Source organism: Nocardioides zeae, from assembly GCF_010686755.1.
Classification (GTDB): Bacteria; Actinomycetota; Actinomycetes; order Propionibacteriales; family Nocardioidaceae; genus Nocardioides; species Nocardioides zeae.
The window spans coordinates 128,817-152,048 of sequence record NZ_JAAGXA010000011.1; the positions used below are offsets into that span (position 1 = coordinate 128,817).

Below are 23,232 nucleotides of genomic sequence, written 5' to 3' on the forward strand. Positions count from 1 at the left end.
CGTCGTGCGTCAGGGGAGCACGAGCTCGCCCGATCGTCAGTCGCGGGTGAGCACGGGGGCTCGCCCATCACGCGGTGCCAGGATGCTGCGACGCTGCAGGTCGGCGACCTGCTCGGCGTCGTACCCGACTTCCGCCATGATCTCGGCGGTGTGCTCGCCCTGGAACGGCGCGGGGACCGTTTCCGCCAGCCGCTCACCGTCGATGCGGTAGGGCGGCGCGAGCACGGGCATGTCGAGTCCGGGGACCCTGCGGAGGTACTCCATCGACGCGGCGTGGGGCGAGGAGAACGTCTCCTCGAAGGTCGCGATGACGTCGACGCACGAACCGTCCTCCGCGAAGAGCTCGCGCGCCTCCGCACGCGTCATCTCGCTGAACTTCTGGGTCAGTGTCGCGCGCACGAAGGCATCGTCGGCGCGACGGGTGACGAGGTCGGGGGCCTGCAGCAGCTCGCTCATCCGGTTCCAGAACTGCGGCTCCACGGCTCCCACCGCGACGTGGCCGTCGCTGAGCGCGTAGACGTTGTAGGCGCCGCTGCCCCCGCCCCAGTCCGCGGTCCCGCGCTCAGGCTGCGCCCCCCCGGCCAGCAGGTCGGCCACGAGGTTGGACGGGATGAGGGTGGCGCCCTCGGCGATCGAGGTCTCGACACGGCCGCCGACTCCGGTGGCCCGCGCACGGGACAGCAGCGCCAGCGTCGCGATGGCCGTGTTCAGTCCGCCCCCGATGAAGTCCGAGACGGGTATGGCGGGCACGACCGGTGGCTCGCCCTTCCTGCCCAGCTGGTCGAGCATCCCAGAGGTGGCCGCGAAGTTGATGTCGTGCCCAGCTCGGTTCGCCAGTGGGCTGCGACTCCCGTATCCGCTCGTCGAGGCGAGGACCAGGGACGGGCGGCGTGCGCGGAGCACGTCCCACCCCACTCCGAGCCGGTCGAGCACGCCCGGCCGGAACGACTCGATGACCACGTCGGCGGTGTCGACGAGCCGGAGGAAGGCCTCGCGGCCCTCGTCGGACTTGAGGTCGATCACGACGGAGCGCTTGCCGCGGTTCACGAGCTGGTGGAGTGCGCCCTGGCCGTTGACCTGCACCCCGAAGTCCCGCATGTAGTCACCGGCGCCGGTGTCCTCGACCTTGACCACGTCCGCGCCGAAGCTGGCGAGCGTCCACGCGGCGTAGTTTCCCGGCATGAGGCGGGTCAGGTCGAGCACGCGGACTCCGGTCAGGGGTTGGGTCATGATGCACTCTCCATTGCATTGGACTATGCACACTGTGTGCACAAATACTGGACAGGTCGTTCGTACCGCGCCCCGCGCGGTCGGTCAACCACCCGGGAGGGCGTGGCGACGCCTCAGAGCACGGCAGCCAGGCGCGTGCCCTGGGCGATGGCCCGTTCCGCGTCCAGTTCTGCGGCCACGTCTGCGCCGCCGATGACGTGCCACCCCTGGGACGGGTCGCCCGGTCGGAGGTCGCGCACGGATTCTTGCCCCGTGCACAGGACGACCGAGTCGACGACGAGCTCCCGCTCGTGTCCCTCTGTGACGTAGCGGAGGACCATGTCGTCGTCGCTGCGCTCGATGGCGCGGTAGGCGGCGCCGGTGACCTGGGTCACGCCGTACTGGGCCAGGACGCTGCGGTGCGCCCAGCCGGTCGTCTTGCCCAAGCCCGATCCGATGGGTGTCGTCCTGCGTTGGAACAACGTGACCTCGCGCGCCGCGGTCGGCGGCAGGATAGAGGGGGCGAGGTCTCCTCGGCGCCCCGAGCGCGCCGCAACACCCCAGCGGGCGAGCCAGTCACCTGTCGGCTCCTCCCGGTGCGTCAGCCAGTGGCAGACGTCGACCCCGACCCCGCCCGCGCCGATGACCGCGACCCGCCGCCCTGCCTGGGATGCACCCGAGAGAAGGTCGGCGTACGTCATGACGCCCGCGAGGTGCACGCCCTCGATGTCCGGGACACGTGGACGCACCCCTGTGGCGAGCACGACGTGGTCGAAGTCCGCCAGCAGCGCGGCCGTCGCCTCGGTTCCCACGGCGACCTCGACCCCGTGCTCGCTCAGCTGTGCCTCGAAGTAGGCCAAGGAGTCGCGGAAGTCCGACTTGCCGGGAATGGTCATGGCGAGCCGGAACTGCCCCCCGAGATGGGGCGCGCGTTCGAACAGCGTGACGCGGTGCCCGCGGCTTGCGGCGGTGACGGCCGCTGACAGGCCGGCTGGGCCGGCGCCGACGACCGCAACTGTTCGACTCCGCGAGGTGGGCCCGAGGACCAGGTCGGTCTCGTGGCCGGCACGCGGGTTCACGAGGCACGAGACGGGGGCGCCGACGAACGCGTGGTCGAGACACGCCTGATTGCAGGCGATGCAGACGTTGACCAGGTCGGGGCGTCCTGACCGCGTCTTGCGGGCGAAGTCGGGGTCGGCGAGCAGCGGCCGTGCCATGCTGACCAGGTCGGCGACACCGTCCCGCACCACCTGCTCGGCGGCCTCGGGGGTGTTGATGCGGTTCGACGCGCAGACCGGGATGCTCACGGCAGCGCGCAGCGCTGCCGTCCACGAGAGCCATGCGCCGCGCGGGACCTGTGTCGGGACGGTCGGTACGCGGGACTCGTGCCACCCGATCCCGGTGTTGAAGGCGGACGCTCCTGCATCCTCCAGCTCCGCGGCGAGATCGAGCACCTCGGACCAGGTCTGTCCCTCGTCCACCAGGTCGGCCAAGGAGATGCGGAAGATCAGGGGGAAGCCGGGGGACGTCGCGCGGGAACGCCGGACGACCTCGACGGCGAAGCGCCGTCGGCGGGCAGCGTCGCCGCCCCACTCGTCGGTGCGGGCGTTGGTGCGCGGGGCGAGGAACTGGTTGATGAGGTAGCCCTCGGAGCCCATGATCTCGACGGCGTCGTACCCGGCCACCTCGGCGGCGCGCACCGCGGCGACGATGTCGTCGACGGTCGCGTCCACCTCGGCCGAGGACAGGGCGTGGGGCGCCCGGCGGGTCAAGGGGCTGACGTCATCTGTCGGGGCGACTGCGAGGTCGTGGCTGCCGTAGCGGCCCGCATGCAGGACCTGGGCCGCGATCAGACCGCCGTCGGCGTGGACTGCGGTCGTGATGGCGCGGTGGCGGTCGAGGTCGGAGCCGGCGCCGAGCACGACCCCGTGTGCATCCAGTCGTCCGGCGAGGTTGGGCGCGTAGCCGCCCGTGATGATCAGACCGACGCCTCCGAGGACGCGCTCGCGGTAGAACGCGATCAGGCGGGAGGGGTCGTCGGCATCCTCGAGGCCCGTGTGCATGGAGCCCATGACGATCCGGTTGGGGAGCGTCAGGCGGCCGATCTCCACGGGCGCGAAGAGGGAGGGCTGAGCGGTGCTCGGGCTGGCGCTGGTGGTCACGGGGCCGCCTCGTCGTCGGATCGGAGTGTGGTCGTCGTCGGGACCGCGGCGGTCCACAGCGTCTGCGCTGACCGTTGCCGACGGTCTTCGAACAGTGTAATAGTAGCCACAGTTTCGTATGTGGGTGACGTCACATCGGTGTCACTCCCCCTCGCGCGGCTCGGGTGCCAGGACAGCGAACGACCCCCGTGGTCCTCATCGGATCCGCCACGAACATCGGAGGAACAATGCGTCGAGCCCTCTCCCTGACCGCCAGCATGATGTTGGCGGTTCCTCTCGCCGCCTGCGGCGGCTCGTCGGACGGCGGCGGGTCCGGGCCCGTCACCGTCGGGGTGCTCCTGCCCCTCACGGGCGCCTCGGCGCAGGGAGCCGAGCAGGCAGAGAACGCCCTGGAGCTGCGGCTCGACCAGATCAACGCCGAGGGTGGCGTCGACGGCAGGGATGTCGAGCTGAAGGTCTACGACACCAAGCTCGACCCGGCCACCGCCACGCAGCAGGCCCAACGCGCCATCAGTCAGGACCGCGTCGCCGCGCTCATCGGGCCGTGGACCAGCACCGAGGCGCTGGCGGTCGGTGAGGTGGTCGAACGCGCGGGTGTCGTGACCATCAACAACAGCGCATCGGCGCCTGCGATCACCGAGGACAAGGAGTACGTCTTCCGGACGAGCCCGCGGACGCCGGACCTGGCCGTCGCGATCGCGCAGGTCGGCACGGGCACGGGGGCGGCGAACGGTGCGCTGCTCTACGACGGGTCCAGCTTCGGCCTCGGCGCCAAGGACCCGATCGAGGCCGCGGCGGAGGACGAGGGGCTCGACCTCGTCACGTCGGTGGAGTACCCGATCGGTGCGAGCGATGTCTCGGCCCAGGTGGCGTCGGTCGTCGAGAAGGACCCGGGAGTCGTCATCATCGCCGGTGCGGCGGGCGCCGACTACGGGCTGATCGCCAAGGCCATGCAGGAGCAGGGGCTCGCGGTGCCGATCATCGGCCTCAGCCCGATCGTCTCGCCCGATGCCCTGCGGATCGGGGAGGGCGCGTACGCCGCCCTGCCCGGTGTCTACACGGTCGGGTGCGTGGACGAGACCAAGCCGGCGTACTCGGAGCTCCTCGAGGACTACAACGAGGAGTTCACACCGGTCGAGGTGCTGCCCGAGCAGGCGCTGCAGGCGGTGGACGCACTGAACTGGATCGTCGCTGGCCTCGGCGAGACCCAGGGGGAGGGAAGCGACGAGCTGGTGGGCGCCCTCACGTCGCTGCCCGCCGTCGAGTCGGTGGGAGGACGGACCGGTGCGCGGCAGCAGTTCACGACGGAGGACCACGACGCGTACGGCGAGGGCTACCTGGTCCCGTACCAGGTCGTCGACGGCGGGCTCGCCCAGGCCGACCTCGATGTCGACTGACGCTCGACGGAGCGGGAGCACACCGGTGATGCGGCCGGGGGGCGACCCCCGAGACGTTCCCCAGGCGTGGCAGACGCCCGCGCCCCGACGAAGGAGGACCCATGAATGACTGGCTGGTGCTGCTGGTCGGCGCGAGCACGAACGCAGCGATCTACGCCTTGATCGCGTTCTCGCTCGTGCTCGTGTACCGCGGCAGTCGAGTGGTCAACTTCGGAGTCGGGTACCTGGCCGTCTTCGGCGGGATCTTCTTCGCCAACACGGCCGGCTCCGGTTGGCTCGCGCTGCTCCTGGCGCTGGGCGTGACCGCGGCGCTGGGGTTGGCGATGTACGTCCTCGCCGTCCGGCTCGCGGAGAGGGCGGGTTCGACGCACGCCGCGCTCGCGATCGGCACGCTCGGCTTCGGCCTCATCCTCGACTTCCTGGGTGGCGAGTTCTGGGCCAAGCAAGGCTTCAGCTCGGCGCCGCTCGTCTCGGGCGGCCATGAGGTCGGCGGAGTGATGATCAGCAACCAGCGCATCCTCACGGTCGTGCTCGCAGTGGTGGTGTTCGTGCTCCTGCGCGTGCTCATCGACCGCACGATGCCGGGCTGGGCGATGGAGGCGGTCGCCTTCCGGCCCTCGACAGCGGCGATCTACGGGATCAACCCCGTCGTGGTGCTCGCTGGGGTGTGGCTGCTCGCTGGCGCCATCGCCGGGTTGGCGGGGGTGCTGCGCACGCCGACGTCCGCGGTCTCGCTGGGCCTGGCGCTCCCGCTCGCCATCCAGGGGTTCGCCGCTGCGGTGCTCGGCGGCCTCGGCAGCATCCAGGGCGCCGCCATCGGCGCCGTCGTCGTCGCCTTCGCGGATGCCCTGTTCGTCCGCTACGTCAGCTCGGAGTTCGCGAGTCTCTTCGCATTCCTCCTGCTGTTCGTCGTCATCGCCGTGCGGCCGCAGGGAATCATGGGCGCCGGCCGAGAGGTGGTCCGCACATGACCGACATCGATGTCGTGCCGACCCCGGCACCTCCAGGCGCGGCCGGGACCAGCGGGCGCCGCAAGCGGCGGCGCTGGGTCGCCGACCTGGCGCGCCCCTCGGCTGCTGGGGCGTTCGCCGTGGCACTCGGCCTCGTGTTCGCCAACGACGGGTTCTGGCTCACCGTCATCACGTCGTCGGCGATCCTCTACGTGCTCGTCGCCGCCTACAACGTCATCTTCGGGTACGCCGGCCTCTTCAACCTCGCACACGTGGCGATCTACGGCGTGGGTGGCTATGCGAGCGTGGTGATCGAGACCGAGCTGGGGGTCTCGTTCTGGGTCTCGGTGCCGATGGCGATGGGGGTGGCCCTCGTCGCCTCGCTCGTGGTCGCGCTCCCGACGTCCCGCCTGGGCGGAGCCTTCTTCGCGCTCGGGACGCTGGCGTTCGCGATTGCGGCGACCGAGGTCACGACCGGCTGGGACGAGGTGACCGGCGGAGCCAACGGCTACCTCGGCATCGCGCCGCCGATCATCGGCGACACGGTGCTGTTCGCGGGCGAGCTGTCCTTCTACTGGCTGGTGGCCGCCGTCGCCGTCGTGTGTTTCGAGATCTTCTACCGTTTCGGGGAGTCCCGGGTCGCCCGGGAGCTGGTGGCGGTCCGGGAGAGCGTCGTCGCGGCGCAGACCGTGGGGATCGATCCGTGGCGCCGGCGCATGCTCGCTTTCACCATCTCGGGCACGTTCGCCGGGCTGGCGGGCGCTCTGGTGGCTCACCAGATGCTGTTCATCAGCCCCGAGTCGTTCTCGCTCCACATCATGATCAATGTGCTGATCGTGGTGCTCATCGGTGGGGGCGGAACGCGGTTGGGCCCGGTCATCGGCGTCGTCGCCCTGGTCGCCATCCAGGAGGCGGGCGAGCAGCTCGGCGACATGAGCAACCTCATCTTCGGAGCGGCAATCATCCTGATCTTCGCGTTCGCTCCCCGGGGTCTCGTGGGCGTCGGCCGCAGCATCGCGCAGCGGCTGCCATCCGACTCCTGGCCACGCAGGATCGGGGCCAGGCCGGTCCCCTTCGAGGTGGCTGCGCTTCCGGAGTCGGAGGTCGGTGCGGCGTCCCGCCGGCTCGAGGTGGCAGGTGTCGACCTGTCCTTCGCGGGCGTCACAGCGCTGCAGGGGGTCGGGCTCGCCGTCGAGAGCGGCGAGGTCCTCGGGTTGATCGGGCCGAACGGGGCCGGCAAGACCTCGATGGTGAACGTCGTCTCCGGAATGGTGCGGCCGCAGGCTGGTTCTGTCCGCCTCGACGGCGACGAGCTCGTGGGGCTCGCTCCTCACGCGGTCGCTCGGCGCGGTGTGGTTCGCACCTTCCAGAGTGCTCGCATGATTCCCGAGTTCGACCTCATCACCAACGTCGTCCTCGGGCGAGGACAGGCGGCCCGCTCCACGCTCGTCGAGCAGATGCTCGACCTGCCACGCAGTCGTCGGGATGAGGAAGAGGCCTACTACCACGGCCTCGGACTCCTCGAGCTCGTCGGCGTCCGCGAGCACGCCCACCAGACCGCAGGCGACCTCCCGTACGGCGTCGTACGGCGCGCTGAGATCGCACGTGCGCTCGCGGGGGATCCCGCGTTCCTCCTGCTCGACGAACCGGGCGCGGGGTTGAGCAACTACGAGCGTGAGGAGATCGCTGAGGCGATCCGGGCGGCGGTCTCGCGGGGGGTCGGGTGTCTTCTCATCGACCACAACGTCGAGTTCGTGAGCGCCCTGTGCGCGCGCCTGGTGGTCTTCGCGCAGGGCAGGGTGATCGCGGAGGGTGCATCGGCCGAGGTCTTGGCGCAGAGCTCCGTCATCGAGGCATACCTGGGAGGAGCGAGCAGATGATCCTGGACGTGAACGGCGTGCGCGCCGGCTACGGCGGCACCGACGTGCTCCACGGGGTGTCCTTCCGTGTGGGGGAGGGCGAGGCTGTCGGCATCCTCGGTGCGAACGGTGCGGGCAAGACGACCCTGATGCGCGTTGTCTCGGGGCAGCTCTCGCCGCGGGAGGGCACGGTGAGCCTCGGCGGTCGGGCGCTGCGGCGTGCCAGCCCATCGAGAATGGTGCGTAGCGGAGTTGTCCTGGTCGCGGAGGGGCACGAGGTGGTCGGCACCCTCACCGTGCTCGAGAACCTGCGCTTGGGAGCGTTCCGGTTCTGGCCAGGCAAGGACCCGGCGGGTGACGAGCTGCTCGAGGAGGTCTTCGACCTGTTCCCCATCTTGGCGGACCGGCGCCACCAGCTGGCCTCGCTCCTGTCGGGTGGCCAGCAACAGATGCTGGCCATCGGACGCGCACTGATGGCTCGACCCCAGCTGCTCCTGCTGGACGAGCCCTCGCTGGGCCTGGCTCCGATCGTGGTCGAGGAGATCTACGAGCGCCTCGACCGGCTCCGCAGGGAGAAGGGCCTGGCCATGGTCCTGGTCGAGCAGAGCAGCGGCAGGGCGACCGACTTCTGCGACAGGGTCTACGTGGTACGTCTCGGGGAGGTCGTCGCCGAGTCCGCGGCGGCTGGCGCACCCTTGAGCGAGGAGTCACTCAAGGCAGCGTACTTCGGCGGTTGACCGATCAGGTGCCGCGCGGTGCCCCCGCAGCCGCGCGGCACCTGGCGGTGTCAGGCGTCGGGGGAGGTGCGCGACCACATGCGGTCGTTGTCGCGGCGTGACGTCATCGCCGTCAGGTGTGCCGCGCCGTCGACGACGAGAGCATGTCCGCTCACGTAGGACGCCGCAGGCGAGAGGGTGAAGGCCACGACCTCGGCCACCTCTGCCGGATCAGCGACGCGCGCGAGGGGGACCTCCCGCTCTATCTGCTCGCGCAGGTGCGGACGGTCGAGCAGCGGGCCCGTCATCGGAGTGGCCATGTAACCGGGGAGGACGCTGTTGCAGCGGACGCCTCGCGGGCCGTACTCCACGGCGATCGCATCCGCCATGCCGACGATGCCGGCCTTCGACGCGGCGTAAGCCGATCCGCCGGGCTGGGTGAACGTGGCGCTGATGCTCGACACGAGGGTCAACGCACCGTGCGACGCCATGAGGGCAGGCAGGGCCGCCTTCGCGACGTGGTATCCGCCGGTCAGGTTGACGGCGATGGTCTCGTGCCAGATCTCGTCGTCGAGGAGGTGCAGGGGCTGCAACGCGTTGCGGAACACGCCGGCGCAGTGCGCGACTGCATCGAGCCGGCCGTGGCGGTCCAGGGTCTCCTCGACGGCGCTCCTGACCGAGGCGAGGTCCGTGACGTCAGCGACCACGGAGCCGGCGTCGTCGGGGCGAGGGACGCGATCGGTCGCGACGACCGTCGCGCCCCGAGCGCGCAACAGCGCAACGGTGGCGGCACCGAGGCCGCTGGCAGCTCCGGTCACGAGGACGACGTTGTCAGGAGATGGGCTCATAAGACATAATCATTATCACTGATTATCTCTTCCGGAAAGGGAGGCGACGATGCCCCCACAACGCCAGTTGACCGTCGTGACCGGCGCAAGTCGTGGTCTGGGGAGAGCGATCTCGCTCCTGCTTGCCGAACGCGGCCACGACCTGGTGCTGGCGGCGCGCGACGCGGACACCCTCGATGACGTGGTGGGCGCCTGCCGCGAGAGCGGAGTGTCCGTGGAGGGGATCGTGACCGATGTGGGTGACCCCGGGGCCGTCGTGGACCTGCTCGGCAGGGCCGAACGGATGGGTCCGGTGACGGGTCTGGTCAACAACGCGGGGGCGTACGTCTCCGGGCCGATCGAGCAGGTGGAGCTCGACGATTGGCAGAGGCTCGTCGCGGTCAACGCCACGTCCTGTCTTCTCGCCTGTCGCGAGGTGATCGGCCCGATGAAGGCGCGCGGTTACGGACGCATCGTCAACGTGGCGTCGACGACGGGTGTGATCGGGATCCCCGGTGCGGTTGCCTACGCGATGACGAAGGGCGCCGTCGTCGCGTTGACCAAGTGCTTGGCCGTCGAGGTCGCCCGGCGGGGCGTCACGGTGAACGCCGTCGCGCCCGGGATGTTCCGCACCGACATGACCGACGTCTTCCGTTCCTCGGAGAAGGCGGAGGCCTGGTCGCTCGCCCAGTCGCCCACTCGTCGGTGGGGGGAGCCCCACGAGCTGGCCGAAGCGGTCGCCTTCCTGGTGTCCGAGGGTGCCGGGTTCGTGAACGGCCAGGTGGTCGGAGTGGATGGGGGCTGGACGGCGTGACGGGAGCTACCTCGTTGCTGGACCTGGACGAGGAACAGCGCGCGCTGCAGTCCGTCGCGCGGTCCTACGCGCGCGAGAAGCTCGCCTCGACCTACCTGCAGCGGGCGAGGACTGCCGCCTTTCCCTGGGAGGTGCAGCGGCAGCTCGGCGACCTGGGATTCCTCGGGCTGCTGGCCGGACCGGAGTGGGGTGCCGGGGAGGGGCTGGACTACGTCGCGTGCGGCGTCGTCATGGAAGAGCTGGCCTACGCGGACTTCAATGTCGCGAACTGCGTGCTGCCCACCCTCATCATCACCGCGATCCTGCGGGAGCACGGCAGCAAGCAGCAGCGGGAGAAGTGGATGCCGGCACTCGTCGCTGGGGACGCTCTCGTCGCGCTCGCGCTGACCGAGCCCGGCTCGGGCTCCGACGCCGCAGCCATGCGCACGGTCGCGGAGCGCACGGCCGAGGGCTGGGTCCTCCGGGGCGAGAAGACCTCGATCACGGCCATCCCGTACGCCGAGGCCGCGATCGTCTTCGCCCGCACCGCCGGTGGGCCCGCGGGCTCACAGGTCTCGGCGTTCCTCGTCCCGCTCGACCTCGACGGCGTGACGACGGGATCCATCGCCGATCCCGGGTGGCTGCCGGTCGGACGCGGCACGATCTCCTTCGATGACGTGCGCGTTCCGCTGTCGGCATTGGTGGGGGAGGAGGGTGCGGGATTCCGCACCGTGATGAACAACTTCGACTTCACCCGCCCCCTGCTCGCACTGACAGCGATCGGTGCTGCACAGGCGAGTCTCGACGAGACGGTGGGCCACGTTCGCACGCGGCCGGCCTTCGGGAGCACCCTGAGCAGGTTCGAGGGCATCTCCTTCCCCCTCGCGGAGCATGCGACCTGGCTCGAGCTCGCTCGGATGATCTGTTACCGCACGCTCGAGAAGCGTGGTCGCGGCCTCGACCACACCGCAGATGCCGCGATGTGCAAGTGGGTCGGACCGCTGGTGTCGAGCCGCGCCATTCACGACTGCCTGCTCCAGTTCGGCCACTACGGCTACTCCTCGGAGTACCCGCTCGAGCAGCGGCTGCGCGACGTGCTCGCCGTCGAGATCGCCGACGGCACCGCGCAGATCCAGAAAATCGTCATCGCCCGAGAGCTCTTCGGGCGCGACTTCGTTCCCTACCAGACAGGACACCGAACACCATGACCTCAACGCGCGACGAGAACCCCGCAACGAGCAGCGACGCGGCAGACGTGCTGCTCGTGGACGAACCCTCTCCCGGGGTGCGGCGCCTCACCCTCAACCGTCCGGAGCGCCTCAACGCCTTGACACGGGGCCTGGCCAATCGACTCATCGAGGAGCTCGAGCGCGTGCAGGCCGATGACTCCGTGCGTGTCGTCCTCCTGGCCGCCAACGGTCCGTCGTTCTGTGCGGGTGCCGACTTCGACGAGCACTTCCAAGAGGACGGGTTCGACATCGGTCGCACCGACCTGTGGGAGCGGATCGAGACCTTGAGAGTCCCCGTCATCGCCGCTGTCCAGGGTTGGGTCATGACCGGTGGCTTCCTGCTGACCTACTGCTGCGACATCCTGGTCGCGGCCAGCGACACCAAGTTCCGGGACACCCACGCTGCGCTCGGCCTCATCCCGACGGGAGGGGAGAGCCAGCGGATGCCGCGCCGTCTCGGGCCGTTCGTGGCTCGTGACCTGATGCTGACCAGTCGTGCCCTGACTGCCGAGGACGCCCACCGGATCGGTTTCGTCTCCCAGGTGGTGCCCGTCGAGGAGCTGGAGGCGGCCGCGCTCGCAGTCGCCGAGCAGGTGGTGGCCAACTCGCCTCGCGTGGTGGCCATCCTCAAGCAGCTCATCAATCTCGGCACGCAAGCCGACCTGGGTGTCGGCCGCCGCCTCGAGCTGCTGCACAACGACTTCGGCACGGCCAACAACAGTGATGACGCCGACCGACGTGCCCGCATCCAGGCCGTTCGTGACCGGTCCCGAAGCGCTCGTGACCGTGCCTGACGTCGAGGGCACGTCCCGCCAGTCCGCCGCTGATGGGCTTGTCCTGGTCGAGGATCGCGAGGGTGTCAGGCTGCTGACCCTGAACCGTCCTGATCAGATGAACGCGCTCAGCGCTGCTCTCGTGGGGGCGCTGGGGGAGGAGCTGGCTCGGGCCGGCGCGGATCCGGCGGTCCGGGTGGTCCATGTGACGGGCGCCGGCAGGGCTTTCTGCGCGGGGGCCGACCTCATCGAGTCCGAGGTCGTCACGGCTGACAGCGCCGCCTTCCGGGGTCTCCTCCGGCGATGGCGCCGTGTGTTCGACTCGATCGACGCGTGCCCGAAGCCGGTCGTCGCCCTGCTCAACGGACTCACCCTCGCTGGGGGCCTCGAGCTCGCGCTGGCCTGCGACTACATGGTGGCGTCCAGTGCCGCTCGCATCGGCGACGTCCATGCCAACTTCGGGCTCGTGCCCGGTGGAGGCGGCAGTCAGCGTCTGACCGACGCGGTCGGCGCGCGTGCCGCACGGTGGCTGATGTTCTCAGGCGAGATGGTGTCGGCCGACCGGGCACTCGCCCTGGGACTGGTCCAGGAGGTCGTCCCGGCGGACGACTTCCTCGAGGTGTGTTGGGAGAAGGGCGCCACGATGTCGGCGCGGAGCCAGCCCGGGCTCGCCTTCATGAAGCGGCTGAGCCGGCCGTCCATCACCGCCCAGGGCATCGAGCTAGAGATCGAGGGCGCTGCGCACCTCGTCGTCGGACCTGATGCTCGTGAGGGCCTCGCCGCTTTCCGCGAGAAGCGATCACCCCGCTTCCAGGCGGCGGCCGACGACTGACAGATCGCTCCGCAGCGTGGCGGGGCATGCACGTCGCCCCGCCACGCGAGCGCTCCGCCGGTCGGCGTGACATCCAGGGACTGGGGCCACCCGACGCCGGGAGCCACGGCCCATGGAGCTACGAGAGACCGGACGTGGTGCGGGCGGTGCGCTCCCCGGGGTGGGGGGACGAGTGAGCGAGGAACGCCGCACCCGACAGCAGGAAGACCACCGCGCAGGCGGTGAAGAGCACCGCGAAGCCGTGGGGCACGTGATCGAGCACCGCCCCGCCGGCGGGAGGAGCGAGCACCTGGGCGGCAGCGAACACCAGTGTCAGCCCGGTGAAGGCCTCCCCTACGCGCGGGGCTGCGATGGTCGTCGCCAGTATCGTCGGCACGAGGGAGCCCGCGCCACTCATGACCGAGCCGAAGAGGAAGCCGGCTACGACCACGAGGGTCGGGTGCGTCCCGCTCGCGGCCATCACCAGAGCGGCCAGGCAGGCGACGAGCTGATTTCCCCCGAGCACCAGGCCGTGTCCCCAGCGGTCACCGGCACGACCCAGGACGAGGCCGCCGGCGAGCGCGCCCATTCCGAGTGCGAGCCATGCCAGAGACCCGTTCATGCTCGCGCGGCTGGTGGCTCCGGCGATGTACCACGTGGTGAACCACGCCACGCCCAGGCCGAAGAGCGCGTAGCCGAGCGTCATGAGCATGAGACCTCGGAGCGGCGCGCGGGGTGTGGTGACCCCTGCGGGGCGTGGAGACGGCGTGCGGAAGGCGAGGACGCAGCTGGCCGCGCCCAGCGCGGCCTGGCACACCCAGACTGCGCGCCAGCCGCCGGTGACCCCGGAACGGACAGCGACCTCGGCGAGCACGGCCGCGACGATGATGCCTGCTCCGTTGGCGGTGCCGATGATCCCGAGGGTGCGTCCCCGGTTGTCCTCGCTGCTCACCTCGATGGTGGCGGCCGCCCCGGAGATCCATCCGAAGGCACTGGCCACGCCGGTCAGGGCGACGCCAGCAGCGAGGACGGCGAGCTCCTGGGCGGCGGCGGCGATCAGCATTCCGAGGGTGGCGATGAGAAGCCCCCAGGCCACGAGACGCACGTGCGAGGTCCGTCGTGCCAGTCGGGGGATGGCGAGGAGCCCGGCCACGTAGCCGGCGAGGTTGATGCTGGCCAGGAGACCGACCGCTGCGTAGGTCTCGTCCAGCGACTCCCTGATGCCCGGCACCAGCAGCCCGATGCTGAATCGTCCGAAGGAGATGGTCACCGCCATGCCGCAGAAGGCGGTCGCGATGACGCGCGCCCGACGTGTGGCGAGGGTCACTCGTGACTGGCCAAGTCAATGATGGTCATGGTAAACACAGATATCACACATCTAGCCACCGGAGGTCGGTATGGAGACCCTGCAGAAGCCCAGTGTCGAGGAGTTCACCCGCTTCTTCCTCGAGGACTACGAGCCGGCATCGGGGCCGATCGAGGAAACGGATGTCATCCCGCCCGACCTCCTGAAGCGGGCAGCCGACGCCGGCGCCTACCGGCTCACGACTCCCACTGAGTTCGGTGGGTGGAACCTCACGATCGGCGACTACCTCCCGTACCTCGAGGGTGCTGCCCGGGGTCATGGGTCGGGGCGGATGCTGGTGCACCTCACCAATGGCGTCTGGCGCCCACTGGCACGGTTCGGCAACGAGTCGCAGCGCGCTCTCGTGGCCGGCATGGCCTCCGGCGACGTCGTCGTGGCCTTCTGCCTGACCGAGCAGTCGGGCGGCACTGGTCGCGACCTGAAGTCCGTCGCCCGTCGGGATGGTGATGGCTGGCGTCTCACCGGCGAGAAGCACCTCATCACCTTCGCGGACCGCGCCGACCACTTCATCATCGTGGTGGCCACCGATGACGAGCGGGGCAAGGACAGCCTCACCGCGTTCCTCGTGCCGCGGCACACCGACGGCTTCGAGATCGACGCCACGCAGCGCACGATGGGACTCCACGGCACCGGCCACGCGTGGTTGCGGTACAACGACATCTACGTCGCGGACGCGGACCGTCTCGGCGAGGTAGGGCAGGGCCTCGAGGTCGCGCTCAGCTTCCTCGACTACAGCCGGGTGTCGCTCTCGAACTGCATGGTCGGGCTCGCACAGCGCGCTCTCGACGAGGCCGCGGCATTCGCCAAGGAGCGCACGACGTTCGGTCAGCCCATCGCCACGCGCCAGGCCATCCAGACCCACCTCGCCGACATGTACGCCGACGTGAGTGCCGGCCGCGGCCTGGTCCGCCACGCGGCCGCCCTGGCTGATGCCGGCGAGAACTACACCGCCGCAGCATCCACGGCGAAGCTGTTTTGCCTGAACATGGTGGGTCGCGTGACCGATCTCTCGCTCCGCGTGCACGGCGGGTACGGCTACACCACGGACGCGGCGATCGAGCGCATCTACCGCGACGCGCGTGGTTTCTGGTTCGAGGAGGGCACCGCCGAGATCCAGCAGCTGGTCGTCGCTCGCCACGTGCTCGACAGCTGAGTCGTCCCGACCCAGACCGACAACGTAAGGGAGTGCGAAGTGCCGGAGTCCTTCACCTCGATCGCGGATCTCGAGGCCTCCGTCGGTCGGCAGCTGGGTCCGACCCCCTGGCGGATGTTGACCCAGGAAGAGGTCGACGCGTTCGCCGCGCTCACGGGGGACGAGAACTGGATCCACGTGGACCGTGAGCGCGCGGCGCGTGGCCCGTTCGGAGGCACCATCGCTCACGGTTACCTCACGTTGGCGCTGGTGCCGGCGTTCGGGCACCAGCTGTTCAGCCTCGACGACATCGACGCCGTCCGGCTGAACTACGGGCTGGACAAGGTGCGATTCCCGCGACCGGTGCCGACGGGAGCGCGCCTTCGGGCCCGGGCCGAGGTGGTGCGGCTGACGCGGGTTGCTACCGGGCGTCAGCTGACGGTGCGTTACACCCTCGAGATCGAGGGCGAGGCGAAGCCGGCGTGCGTCGCCGACATGGTCACGCTGATCGTCCTGCCCGACGCGTGAGGGGTGTGCCAGGTGGTCACGGGGCCTCCTGATGACAACGACACAGGGCGGCGGGGACATCCCGCCGCCCTGTGTCGTCGGGCGGGAGCCCGGTCAGCGCGGTGCCATCCTGAGCGCCCCGTCCAGACGGATGACGTCTCCGTTGAGGTAGTCGTTGGCCACGATGGCGAGGACGAGATCCGCGAACTCCGCGGCCTCGCCCAGACGTGCGGGGAAGGGCACGCCCGCAGCAAGCCGACCACGGAACTCCTCCGACACCGTGAGGAGCATCGGTGTGAGCAGGATGCCCGGGGCGATCGTCATGACGCGGACACCGTGCTGCGCCAGGTCACGGGCGGCAGGAAGCGTGAGCGCGGCCACGGCACCCTTGCTGGCCGCGTAGGCGGCCTGTCCGACTTGACCGTCGAACGCGGCTGCCGAGGCCGTGTTGATCACCACGCCCCGCTGTCCGCCCATGTCGGGGTCGGTCTGCGCCATCGCGGCTGCTGCGTAGGTGAGCACGTGGAAGGTGCCCAGCAGGTTGACCGCGACGATCTTGGCCAGCAACGCGGGGTCGTGCGGTCCTGACTTGCCGACGAGGCGCGCCGACGGGCCGATGCCTGCGCAGTTGACGGTCGTGCGGAGTGGGAGATCGCCGCCGGCCACCTCCGCGACCGCCCGCTCCACCGCGCGAGGATCGGTGACATCGACGTCATGACGGACGATCCCGTCCTCGGGGAGGGGGTCGGGGGCGCTCGAGGGGAGGTCGAAGACGTGGACCTCCGCGCCGGCACCCTGCAGGGCGGTGGCGGTCGCGGCCCCCAGCCCCGAGGCGCCGCCGGTGACGATCGCTGTGGTGTTCTCCAGCTGCACGTTGTTCTCCTGGTTCAGGGGGTCCAGATGGCGAGGAGTGCCTCGCGGCGCTCGCCGTCGCTGCGGCCGCGCAGGTCGGCGGCACCGAGCTCGGTGACGACGATGTCGACATCGCTGCGCGCCGTCGACGCAGGGGCCGAGAGGCGTTCGACGAGCGTCGAGGTGCTGCCTCGGCGGGTGGATGTGGCGATGATGCTCACGCCGCGGCGCGAGAGGTGGCCGGTGAGGGCGAAGTCGGGGTGACCGCCGAGACCGGAGACCGCGCGTGGTCCGAGGGCCTCGACGTTGACCCCGCCGGTGTGGTCGACCTCGAGCGCGGCGTTGAGCGTGACGACGGGCGCCGGGTCGTCGAGCGCAGTCACGTGGGTCCGCTCGACCCGTCCCACCACGTCACGCCCGTCCGCCCAGTCGTAGAGCGCCTCGGTGCCCCACAGGTAGGCGCCGAACGGGTCGCCCAGCAGCAGGCCACGTTGCTCGAGGGTGAGCACGGCGTCCGTGAGCATCCCCGATCGCACGGAGACCGGCACCTCGATCAGCGCGGCGAGTGCGTCCGCGATGGGACCGGGACCGTACTGCAGGCGGGCGCCCACGGGCACGTACGGCGCCACGTGAGCCGCGATCCGCAGGTGCAGGTCCTCAGGGGGGCGGCGGGGGTTGTCGATCGGCGGACGTGCGGAACGCGCGATGACGGTGCCGCGCTCCCGGGGCACGGATTCGGCCAGTGAAGCGCGGGGGAGTCCCTCGTTCTCGTCCACCAGCACGACGATGTCCGGCAGGTCCAGGAGCGAGCGCATCCAGGAGACCTCGCTTCCCCAGCTCCAGCCGCCGACGACGGGGCGGAGGGCCAGGATCGCCACGTCGGGTCGGAGGGGACCGTGGAGAAGGGCAGGGACCGCCGTCCATCGCTCGGGCACGTAGCGCACGGACCCGTCGGCGACCATTCCCCGCAGAGCGAAGCCGCTCATGACGGTCCGGACATCCGCGAAGGCACTCGGATCGAAGTCGTCCGGGAGGTCGAGGCACCATCCCAGCAGGAGCGAGATGTTGCCGACGTCCCGTGCGACCCTCGTCAGCGGTCCGAGGAGATGGGTCGGAGCGCCGGCGCCGTCCCCGACGACGACGCGCATCCCCGGCCGGACAACGGCGGCGAGCACCTCCTCGGGCGATCCGGTCATGCGTCACCGCCCGAGGTCGTGAGCACCATGCGCACCAAGCCGGCCGGGCGGGCGTCCAAGGTGGCGAAGGCCGCGGCTGCATCGCTCAGGTCCGCGGTGTGGGAGACGGAGCCTCCGAGGTCGATCACTCCGTTCGTGGCCAGGGCCACCACCTCGCGGAGATCTTCGATGCTCGCGCTGAACACGCCCTTGACGCTCAGCTCGCGGGTCTGGACCGCCTGTGCCGGTCCCAGGTCCAGGTGGCCCTCCAGCACGGAGCCGAACACCAGGCCACCTCCCGCGCGGAGCAGGCGCACGGCCTGTGCAGGCGCGTCCGCCGAACCCGAGAACTCGAACACGTGGTCGAAGCTGCCGTACTCCCGTCGCAACCGCGACACGAGGTCGGGGCCGTTGACCTCCGCCTCGTATCCCGCCTCCCGCAGGCGCGCGGCGCTCCGCTCGGTGCCGGTCACGCCCACGAGCCGCGCGCCTGGATGCAGCGCGCGCACGAGCTCGAGCACGTGAGTCCCCACGCCCCCCGCGCCGATGACGCAGACGTGTGGGTTGCCGGCCAGACCCGCGACCTTCACCGCACGGTACGCCGTGGCCACCGCGTCAGCCAGGACTGCGGCCTGGGTCGGCTCGATCCCGGTCACCGGCACCATCCGGTCGGCCGGCCACACGACCTCGTCCGACAGGCCGCCGGGCTCGTGGATACCGAGGACGCGGCCGCGGGGACACAGCTGGTCGAGCCCGAGCGCGCAGGAGTCGCACGCGCCGCACGGGGCCACCGGGTGGAGCACGACCATGTCTCCGACGGCTGGTTCGTGACCTGCTGGGCCGGTGCTGCTGGACGGCGCTGTGGCCATTTCGACGACACGGCCGCACACCTCGTGACCGGGGCGCACGGGATAGGACGAGCCGGGAGGCAGCGGCATGCCGTGCCAGAGATGGAGATCGGTGCCACAGATTCCGCAGGCCAGCACCTGCACCCGGGCCTCGCCGGCGGCCAGGGGCCGATGCGAGAACTCCTCGGTCCGCACCGACAGCTCGCCGGGGGCCACCTCGACGTAGCGACTGGCCATCCGTGGGCCGCGACCTCTATCCATGATCATAATAAGTATGTATCGTAGTCATGAACCGACCGGCCGGGCAAGGCTCGGCGACGGCGCGGTCCCCTGTGTTTACCATGTGCATGTTTCGCCTGGAAGGTGGTGCGGTGTGACGGATTCCGACGTTGACGCGATGCGGCAGCTGGTTCGGAGCTTCGCGGAGCGTGAGGTCGCACCTCGTGTCCGTGACTACGACAACGAGGAGCGGATGCCGCGCGACATCCTCGACGGCATGGCCCGCCTGGACCTCTTCGGTGGCATGGTTCCCGAGGAGTGGGGTGGCAGTGGTCTCGACCATGTGACCTTCAGTGCGTGCATCGAGGAGATCTCGCGCGTGGACCACTGCCTCGGCGTGGTCATGAGCATGCCGTCGGCCCTCGTGGGCGCGGGCCTGCTGAAGTACGGCACGGACGAGCAGCGCAAGCAGTGGCTCGCTCCGCTCGCGCGGGGTGAGATCTTCGGCGGAGCGGGCGTCACCGAGCCGCAGTCGGGCAGCGATGTCGCGGGCATGGAGACCACCTATGTGCGCGACGGTGACGAGTTCGTCATCAACGGGGCGAAGACCTGGATCTCGAACCTCGACGTCGCCTCCTTCTTCGTCACCTTCGCAACGCGCGACCGATCGCAGCGCCACGCCGGAGTCTCGGCCTTCATCATCCCGCGTGACACGCCCGGACTGTCGGTCCACCCCTTCAAGAACAAGCTGGGGTTCCGTCCGATCAGCACCGGCGAGCTCGTCCTCGACAACGTTCGTGTGGGCGCCGATGCCCTGCTGGGCGAGGAGGGCAAGGGCTTCGAGGTGGCGATGACCGCCGTCGAGAAGGGACGTCTTGCCGTCGCCTCCCGTGCGGTCGGCGCCGCGCAGATGTGTCTCGACGCGAGCCTGCGCTACGCCCGTGAGCGGGTCGTGGGCGGGGCCCCGATCGGCACCTACCAGCAGATCCAGAAGAAGATCTCGGACATGGCGACCGAGATCCAGGCGGCGCGGCTCCTCAATGAGCACTGCGCACGCACCCTCGACGCGGGGGAGCGCGGCCGCGTGGAGACGAGCATGGCGAAGATGTACGCCTCCGACGTCTTCCAGCGTGCGGCCACGGAGGCCGTGCAGATCCACGGGGCGTACGGGGTGTCGGACGAGTTCCCGGTCGCCCGCGCCTACCGCGACTCGAAGGTCTTCCAGATCGTCGAGGGGACCAACGAGATCCACCGCAAGGTGATCGCCCGCGAGCTCACGGGCCTCACGTCCAAGGGCGGTCGCTCGTGAGCGTTGCGGCCCTGTCGTTGTACCGCCCGGTCTGGGAGTCGCGCGGCCAGCGTGTCGCCGGACCCGACGAGGACGTCCTGACGCTCGCCGTCGCCGCGGCGCGGCCCTTGGCCGAGCAGCACCCCGTTGCGCGCGTCGTGCTGCTGACGTCCGCACCCGACGTCCTCGAGGGGTTCGGCACCGGCGTCGTCGCGCGTGCCCTCGGGCTCGGCGACGCCGCCCCGGTGGAGCTGCGCATCGGGGGCGCGGACGCTGCGCTGGGCGTGCTGCTCGAAGCCGCTGCTGGGACGCTCGTGGTGGGCGTCGACCTCGCGCCCGGCTCGGCGGCCGCAGGTGCGGCGCTGATGGCCGACGGGGGCGGCATCCTCCTCTCGGAGGCGGGCAGCGTCCACGGCTCGCTGCCGATGCGGGTGCGCCACGCCGGTGCGCAGCTGGCGGCTGTGTACGGCGACGGTCGCGTCGAGCGGGAGCTGGCCACCGCGCCGCTCGTCGAGCGTCTGCGGGGCGAGGGCACGACGTACGTCGTCGGTGCCTCTCCGTCCGAGGCCAAACGGCTCGGTGCCGCGCCACTGCCCGTCCCGACACGAGGACCGGCCGGCGTGTTCTTCGCACTCGCGGCTCTCGGGTCGGGTGACGCCGCGGAGGGCGCCGCTCGTCTGGTCGCGCTCGACGCGGCGAGCGGTCGCGCGGCGGACGTCAGCACAACCTCCGTGGAGGTCCTGCGAGACGAGCGGCCCGGTGTACCCGTGGCGGAGAGGCCGAGCATCACGCAGCCGGTGGAGATCCCGTTCTCCATGCCGGCCTACGCGCGGGCTTTCGAGGCCAAGATCGGCCTGATCGCCGCCACCTGCGAGTGCGGCGCGACGAGCTTCCCGCCCCGACAGCTCTGCCTGGAGTGCGGCGAGACGGAGCGGACGACACCGACGCCGCTGGCCCGCACCGGCGAGGTGTACACGTACGTCAAGGTGCACGTGCCCATCCCGGGCATCGCCGGACCCTACGGGCTGGCGATCGTCTCGGTCGACGACACGACGGTGCGCGTGCTCGCGCAGGTGGCTGATGTCGGTGCCCGTGAGGCGCGGATCGGGGAGCGGGGTCAGCTGGTGCTGCGCCGGGTCGCTGTCCGCGAGGGCGTGCCGGACTACGGCTACGCGTTCCGCAGCGACGTCGACGCAGTCGAGGAGAGGAAGTCAGCATGAGGGATGTCGCTGTCGTCGGCGCCGGCATGGTGCCGTTCGGCGAACGCTTCGACCAGGGGATGAAGGAGCTGCTGCCGGTCACGCTGGCGAATGCGCTCGCCTCGGTGGACAAGGGCATGGAGCGCTCGGAGATCCAGGCTGCATGGTTCGGCCAGCTCCAGACCTCCGACGGACACCCGGCCGGGGTCCTCGCCGATTCGTGCGGCCTGTTGGACATCCCGGTCACGCGGATCGAGAACCAGTGCGCGACCGGCAACGATGCCGTGCGCAACGCCACCCTCGCGATCGCGAGCGGTGCGATCGACGTGGCGCTGGTGATCGGGGCGGACAAGACCCGTGAGACTCCGTCGGTGTCGACCTTCTGGGACTGGATGGGCCTGGCACGCGACCGCGGGTGGGACTACCCGCTGGGTCTGATCGCTCCGGCGAACTTCGCGCTCCACGTGGCGCGCTACATGCACGAGTACGACGTGCGGCCCGAGCATCTCGCGATGGTGGCGGTCAAGAACCATCACAATGCGGTGACCAACCCGATCGCTCACCTGCGCATGGAGGTCACGGTCGAGCAGGTGCTCGCCGCGCCCCGGGTGGTGGGCCCCTTCGGTGTGCTCGACTGCACCCCCCAGAGCGACGGTGCGGCCGCCCTCCTGCTCGCGAGCGCGGAGGTGGCCGACCGCTACACCGACCACCCCGTGTGGGTCCGGGGTGTGGGGCTCGGCCTGGACCGTGTCATGCACGCGCACAAGGCAGACATGACCACCTTCCCCGCCACCACGAAGGCGGCGAAGGCTGCCTACAGCATGGCCGGGATCGGACCGTCCGACATCGATGTCGCCGAGGTGCACGACTGCTTCTCCGGGGTCGAGCTGATGGACTACGAGGATCTCGGCTTCTGTGAACGCGGCGATGCCAAGAAGCTGATCGAGTCCGGCGCGACCAAGATCGGCGGCAGTCTGCCCGTCAATCCGTCCGGCGGTCTCAAGGCCAAGGGGCACCCGCCGGGCGCGACGGGTGTCGCGCAGTGCGTCGAGCTCTTCGAGCAGCTCCGCGGCGAGGCCTGCAACCAGCTGGACTCGCCCCGATGGGGACTCGCGCACAACATCGGCGGTCCTACGGCGGTCTCGGCCGTGACGATCCTGGAGGCTCCCCGTGGTTGATCGACGTTGTGTGGTGGTCACCGGTGCAGGGCAGGGCCTGGGCCGGATGGTCGCCGAGGCGTTCGCGGCGCGAGGTGACGCGGTCGTCGTCGCGGACCTGTCGGCGGAGAGTGCCGAGGGCGTCGCGGCCTCCATCGAGGAGAACGGCGGCACCGCGCTCGCGATCTCCGGGGACGTCGCCGACGAGGCGTCGGTCGCCGAGCTGTTGGAACGGGCCACCGGTGAGCTCGGGCCGCCTGCGGTGTGGGTGAACAACGCCGGGATCAGCCGGGCCGCCATGCTCCACAAGATGGCGGTGGACGACTTCGACCTGGTGCTCCGGGTCCACACGCGCGGCACCTTCCTCGGGATCCGGGCTGCCGCCCAGTCCATGATCGGGGCTGGCAGTGGGGGTTCGATCGTCAACGTCACGTCGTCGGCGGGTTTGCAGGGCACGATCGGCCAGATCAACTACGCCGCAGCCAAGGGCGCCGTCGTCGCGATGACGAAGTCGGCGGCCAAGGAGCTCGCCCGCTACCAGATCCGTGTCAACGCCGTGGCCCCGGTGGCGGCGACGCCGATGACCGCGAAGCTCCGCACCGATGAGAAGCTGAGCGCGAAGTTCCTCGACCAGATCCCGCTCCGCCGCTTCGGTGAGCCGGACGAGGTGACCAGTGCGTTCACCTACCTGGGGGACCCCGTTTCGTCGTACGTCACCGGGCAGGTGCTGTGCGTCGACGGCGGCCTCTACATGGCGAGCTGA

The 23,232-nt window shown here is 70.3% G+C and carries 21 protein-coding genes; 14 read left to right on the forward strand and 7 right to left on the reverse strand.

The genetic code is table 11. From position 1 onward, the window contains the following. Positions 1–36 precede the first annotated feature (36 nt). Positions 37–1,230 (reverse strand): CaiB/BaiF CoA transferase family protein, encoded by a 1,194-nt coding sequence (locus G3T38_RS15765; protein WP_163773271.1) that lies wholly within the window; start codon positions 1,228–1,230, stop codon positions 37–39. A gap of 113 nt (positions 1,231–1,343) precedes the next feature. Continuing rightward, complete coding sequence (locus tag G3T38_RS15770; protein ID WP_338037698.1) at positions 1,344–3,371, reverse strand: FAD-dependent oxidoreductase; 2,028 nt, start codon at positions 3,369–3,371, stop codon at positions 1,344–1,346. A gap of 227 nt (positions 3,372–3,598) precedes the next feature. On the opposite strand from G3T38_RS15770, the gene G3T38_RS15775 reads away from it, so the two are divergent. From G3T38_RS15775 to G3T38_RS15790, 4 genes are all read left to right on the forward strand, one after another. Further along, positions 3,599–4,768, forward strand: coding sequence for an ABC transporter substrate-binding protein (locus G3T38_RS15775; protein ID WP_163773272.1), 1,170 nt, complete (start codon positions 3,599–3,601; stop codon positions 4,766–4,768). Between the two features lie 101 nt (positions 4,769–4,869). Further along, the gene (locus G3T38_RS15780; protein WP_163773273.1) at positions 4,870–5,739 is read left to right on the forward strand and encodes a branched-chain amino acid ABC transporter permease; all 870 of its coding nucleotides are present in this window, start codon (positions 4,870–4,872) and stop codon (positions 5,737–5,739) included. Continuing rightward, complete coding sequence (locus G3T38_RS15785) at positions 5,736–7,598, forward strand: branched-chain amino acid ABC transporter ATP-binding protein/permease (protein ID WP_163773274.1); 1,863 nt, start codon at positions 5,736–5,738, stop codon at positions 7,596–7,598. Before G3T38_RS15780 ends, G3T38_RS15785 begins: the two co-directional genes overlap by 4 nt. Beyond that, on the forward strand, positions 7,595–8,314 hold the full coding sequence (locus tag G3T38_RS15790) for an ABC transporter ATP-binding protein (RefSeq protein ID WP_163773275.1): 720 nt from the start codon (positions 7,595–7,597) through the stop codon (positions 8,312–8,314). The genes G3T38_RS15785 and G3T38_RS15790 overlap by 4 nt, the downstream gene beginning before the upstream one ends. Before the next feature lie 50 nt (positions 8,315–8,364). On the opposite strand, the gene G3T38_RS15795 is transcribed toward G3T38_RS15790, so the two are convergent. After that, a complete protein-coding gene (locus tag G3T38_RS15795; protein WP_163773276.1) occupies positions 8,365–9,111 on the reverse strand; it encodes an SDR family oxidoreductase in 747 nt (248 codons plus the stop codon). Between the two features lie 79 nt (positions 9,112–9,190). Between G3T38_RS15795 and G3T38_RS15800 the strand changes: the two genes are divergently transcribed. The 4 genes from G3T38_RS15800 to G3T38_RS15815 are packed head-to-tail and all read left to right on the forward strand — an operon-like array spanning position 9,191 to position 12,747. Continuing rightward, positions 9,191–9,934, forward strand: a complete 744-nt coding sequence (locus G3T38_RS15800) for an SDR family NAD(P)-dependent oxidoreductase (protein ID WP_163773277.1) — start codon at positions 9,191–9,193, stop codon at positions 9,932–9,934. After that, positions 9,931–11,121: an acyl-CoA dehydrogenase family protein gene (locus G3T38_RS15805; protein WP_163773278.1), complete on the forward strand. Its 1,191-nt coding sequence runs from the start codon at positions 9,931–9,933 to the stop codon at positions 11,119–11,121. Before G3T38_RS15800 ends, G3T38_RS15805 begins: the two co-directional genes overlap by 4 nt. After that, positions 11,118–11,936, forward strand: coding sequence for an enoyl-CoA hydratase/isomerase family protein (locus G3T38_RS15810; RefSeq protein WP_163773279.1), 819 nt, complete (start codon positions 11,118–11,120; stop codon positions 11,934–11,936). Before G3T38_RS15805 ends, G3T38_RS15810 begins: the two co-directional genes overlap by 4 nt. Then, positions 11,866–12,747, forward strand: a complete 882-nt coding sequence (locus G3T38_RS15815; protein WP_163773280.1) for an enoyl-CoA hydratase/isomerase family protein — start codon at positions 11,866–11,868, stop codon at positions 12,745–12,747. The genes G3T38_RS15810 and G3T38_RS15815 overlap by 71 nt, the downstream gene beginning before the upstream one ends. A 118-nt stretch (positions 12,748–12,865) precedes the next feature. Here G3T38_RS15815 and G3T38_RS15820 read toward each other — a convergent pair whose 3' ends face one another. Beyond that, entirely contained in the window at positions 12,866–14,053 is a 1,188-nt protein-coding gene (locus tag G3T38_RS15820; RefSeq protein WP_163773281.1) for an MFS transporter, read from the reverse strand. 70 nt (positions 14,054–14,123) lie between these two features. Between G3T38_RS15820 and G3T38_RS15825 the strand changes: the two genes are divergently transcribed. Beyond that, positions 14,124–15,245: an acyl-CoA dehydrogenase family protein gene (locus tag G3T38_RS15825; protein WP_163773282.1), complete on the forward strand. Its 1,122-nt coding sequence runs from the start codon at positions 14,124–14,126 to the stop codon at positions 15,243–15,245. A gap of 39 nt (positions 15,246–15,284) precedes the next feature. Then, positions 15,285–15,752 carry a MaoC/PaaZ C-terminal domain-containing protein gene (locus tag G3T38_RS15830; RefSeq protein ID WP_163773283.1) on the forward strand — a complete coding sequence of 156 codons (468 nt, stop codon included), beginning with the start codon at positions 15,285–15,287 and terminating at the stop codon, positions 15,750–15,752. Between the two features lie 93 nt (positions 15,753–15,845). Here G3T38_RS15830 and G3T38_RS15835 read toward each other — a convergent pair whose 3' ends face one another. Genes G3T38_RS15835 through G3T38_RS15845 form a run of 3 tightly spaced genes read right to left on the reverse strand, consistent with a single transcriptional unit; the run spans position 15,846 to position 18,873 of the window. After that, on the reverse strand, positions 15,846–16,604 hold the full coding sequence (locus G3T38_RS15835) for an SDR family NAD(P)-dependent oxidoreductase (RefSeq protein ID WP_163773284.1): 759 nt from the start codon (positions 16,602–16,604) through the stop codon (positions 15,846–15,848). 14 nt (positions 16,605–16,618) lie between these two features. Further along, positions 16,619–17,779: an acetyl-CoA hydrolase/transferase C-terminal domain-containing protein gene (locus tag G3T38_RS15840; protein ID WP_163773285.1), complete on the reverse strand. Its 1,161-nt coding sequence runs from the start codon at positions 17,777–17,779 to the stop codon at positions 16,619–16,621. Next, the gene (locus G3T38_RS15845; RefSeq protein ID WP_338037699.1) at positions 17,776–18,873 is read right to left on the reverse strand and encodes an alcohol dehydrogenase catalytic domain-containing protein; all 1,098 of its coding nucleotides are present in this window, start codon (positions 18,871–18,873) and stop codon (positions 17,776–17,778) included. The genes G3T38_RS15840 and G3T38_RS15845 overlap by 4 nt, the downstream gene beginning before the upstream one ends. Before the next feature lie 130 nt (positions 18,874–19,003). On the opposite strand from G3T38_RS15845, the gene G3T38_RS15850 reads away from it, so the two are divergent. Genes G3T38_RS15850 through G3T38_RS15865 form a run of 4 tightly spaced genes read left to right on the forward strand, consistent with a single transcriptional unit; the run spans position 19,004 to position 23,232 of the window. Beyond that, positions 19,004–20,134: an acyl-CoA dehydrogenase family protein gene (locus tag G3T38_RS15850; RefSeq protein ID WP_163773287.1), complete on the forward strand. Its 1,131-nt coding sequence runs from the start codon at positions 19,004–19,006 to the stop codon at positions 20,132–20,134. Beyond that, positions 20,131–21,333 carry an OB-fold domain-containing protein gene (locus G3T38_RS15855; protein WP_163773288.1) on the forward strand — a complete coding sequence of 401 codons (1,203 nt, stop codon included), beginning with the start codon at positions 20,131–20,133 and terminating at the stop codon, positions 21,331–21,333. Before G3T38_RS15850 ends, G3T38_RS15855 begins: the two co-directional genes overlap by 4 nt. Then, a complete protein-coding gene (locus tag G3T38_RS15860; protein WP_163773289.1) occupies positions 21,330–22,490 on the forward strand; it encodes a thiolase C-terminal domain-containing protein in 1,161 nt (386 codons plus the stop codon). Before G3T38_RS15855 ends, G3T38_RS15860 begins: the two co-directional genes overlap by 4 nt. Positions 22,491–22,503: 13 nt before the next feature. Then, positions 22,504–23,232 (forward strand): SDR family oxidoreductase, encoded by a 729-nt coding sequence (locus tag G3T38_RS15865; RefSeq protein WP_206675899.1) that lies wholly within the window; start codon positions 22,504–22,506, stop codon positions 23,230–23,232.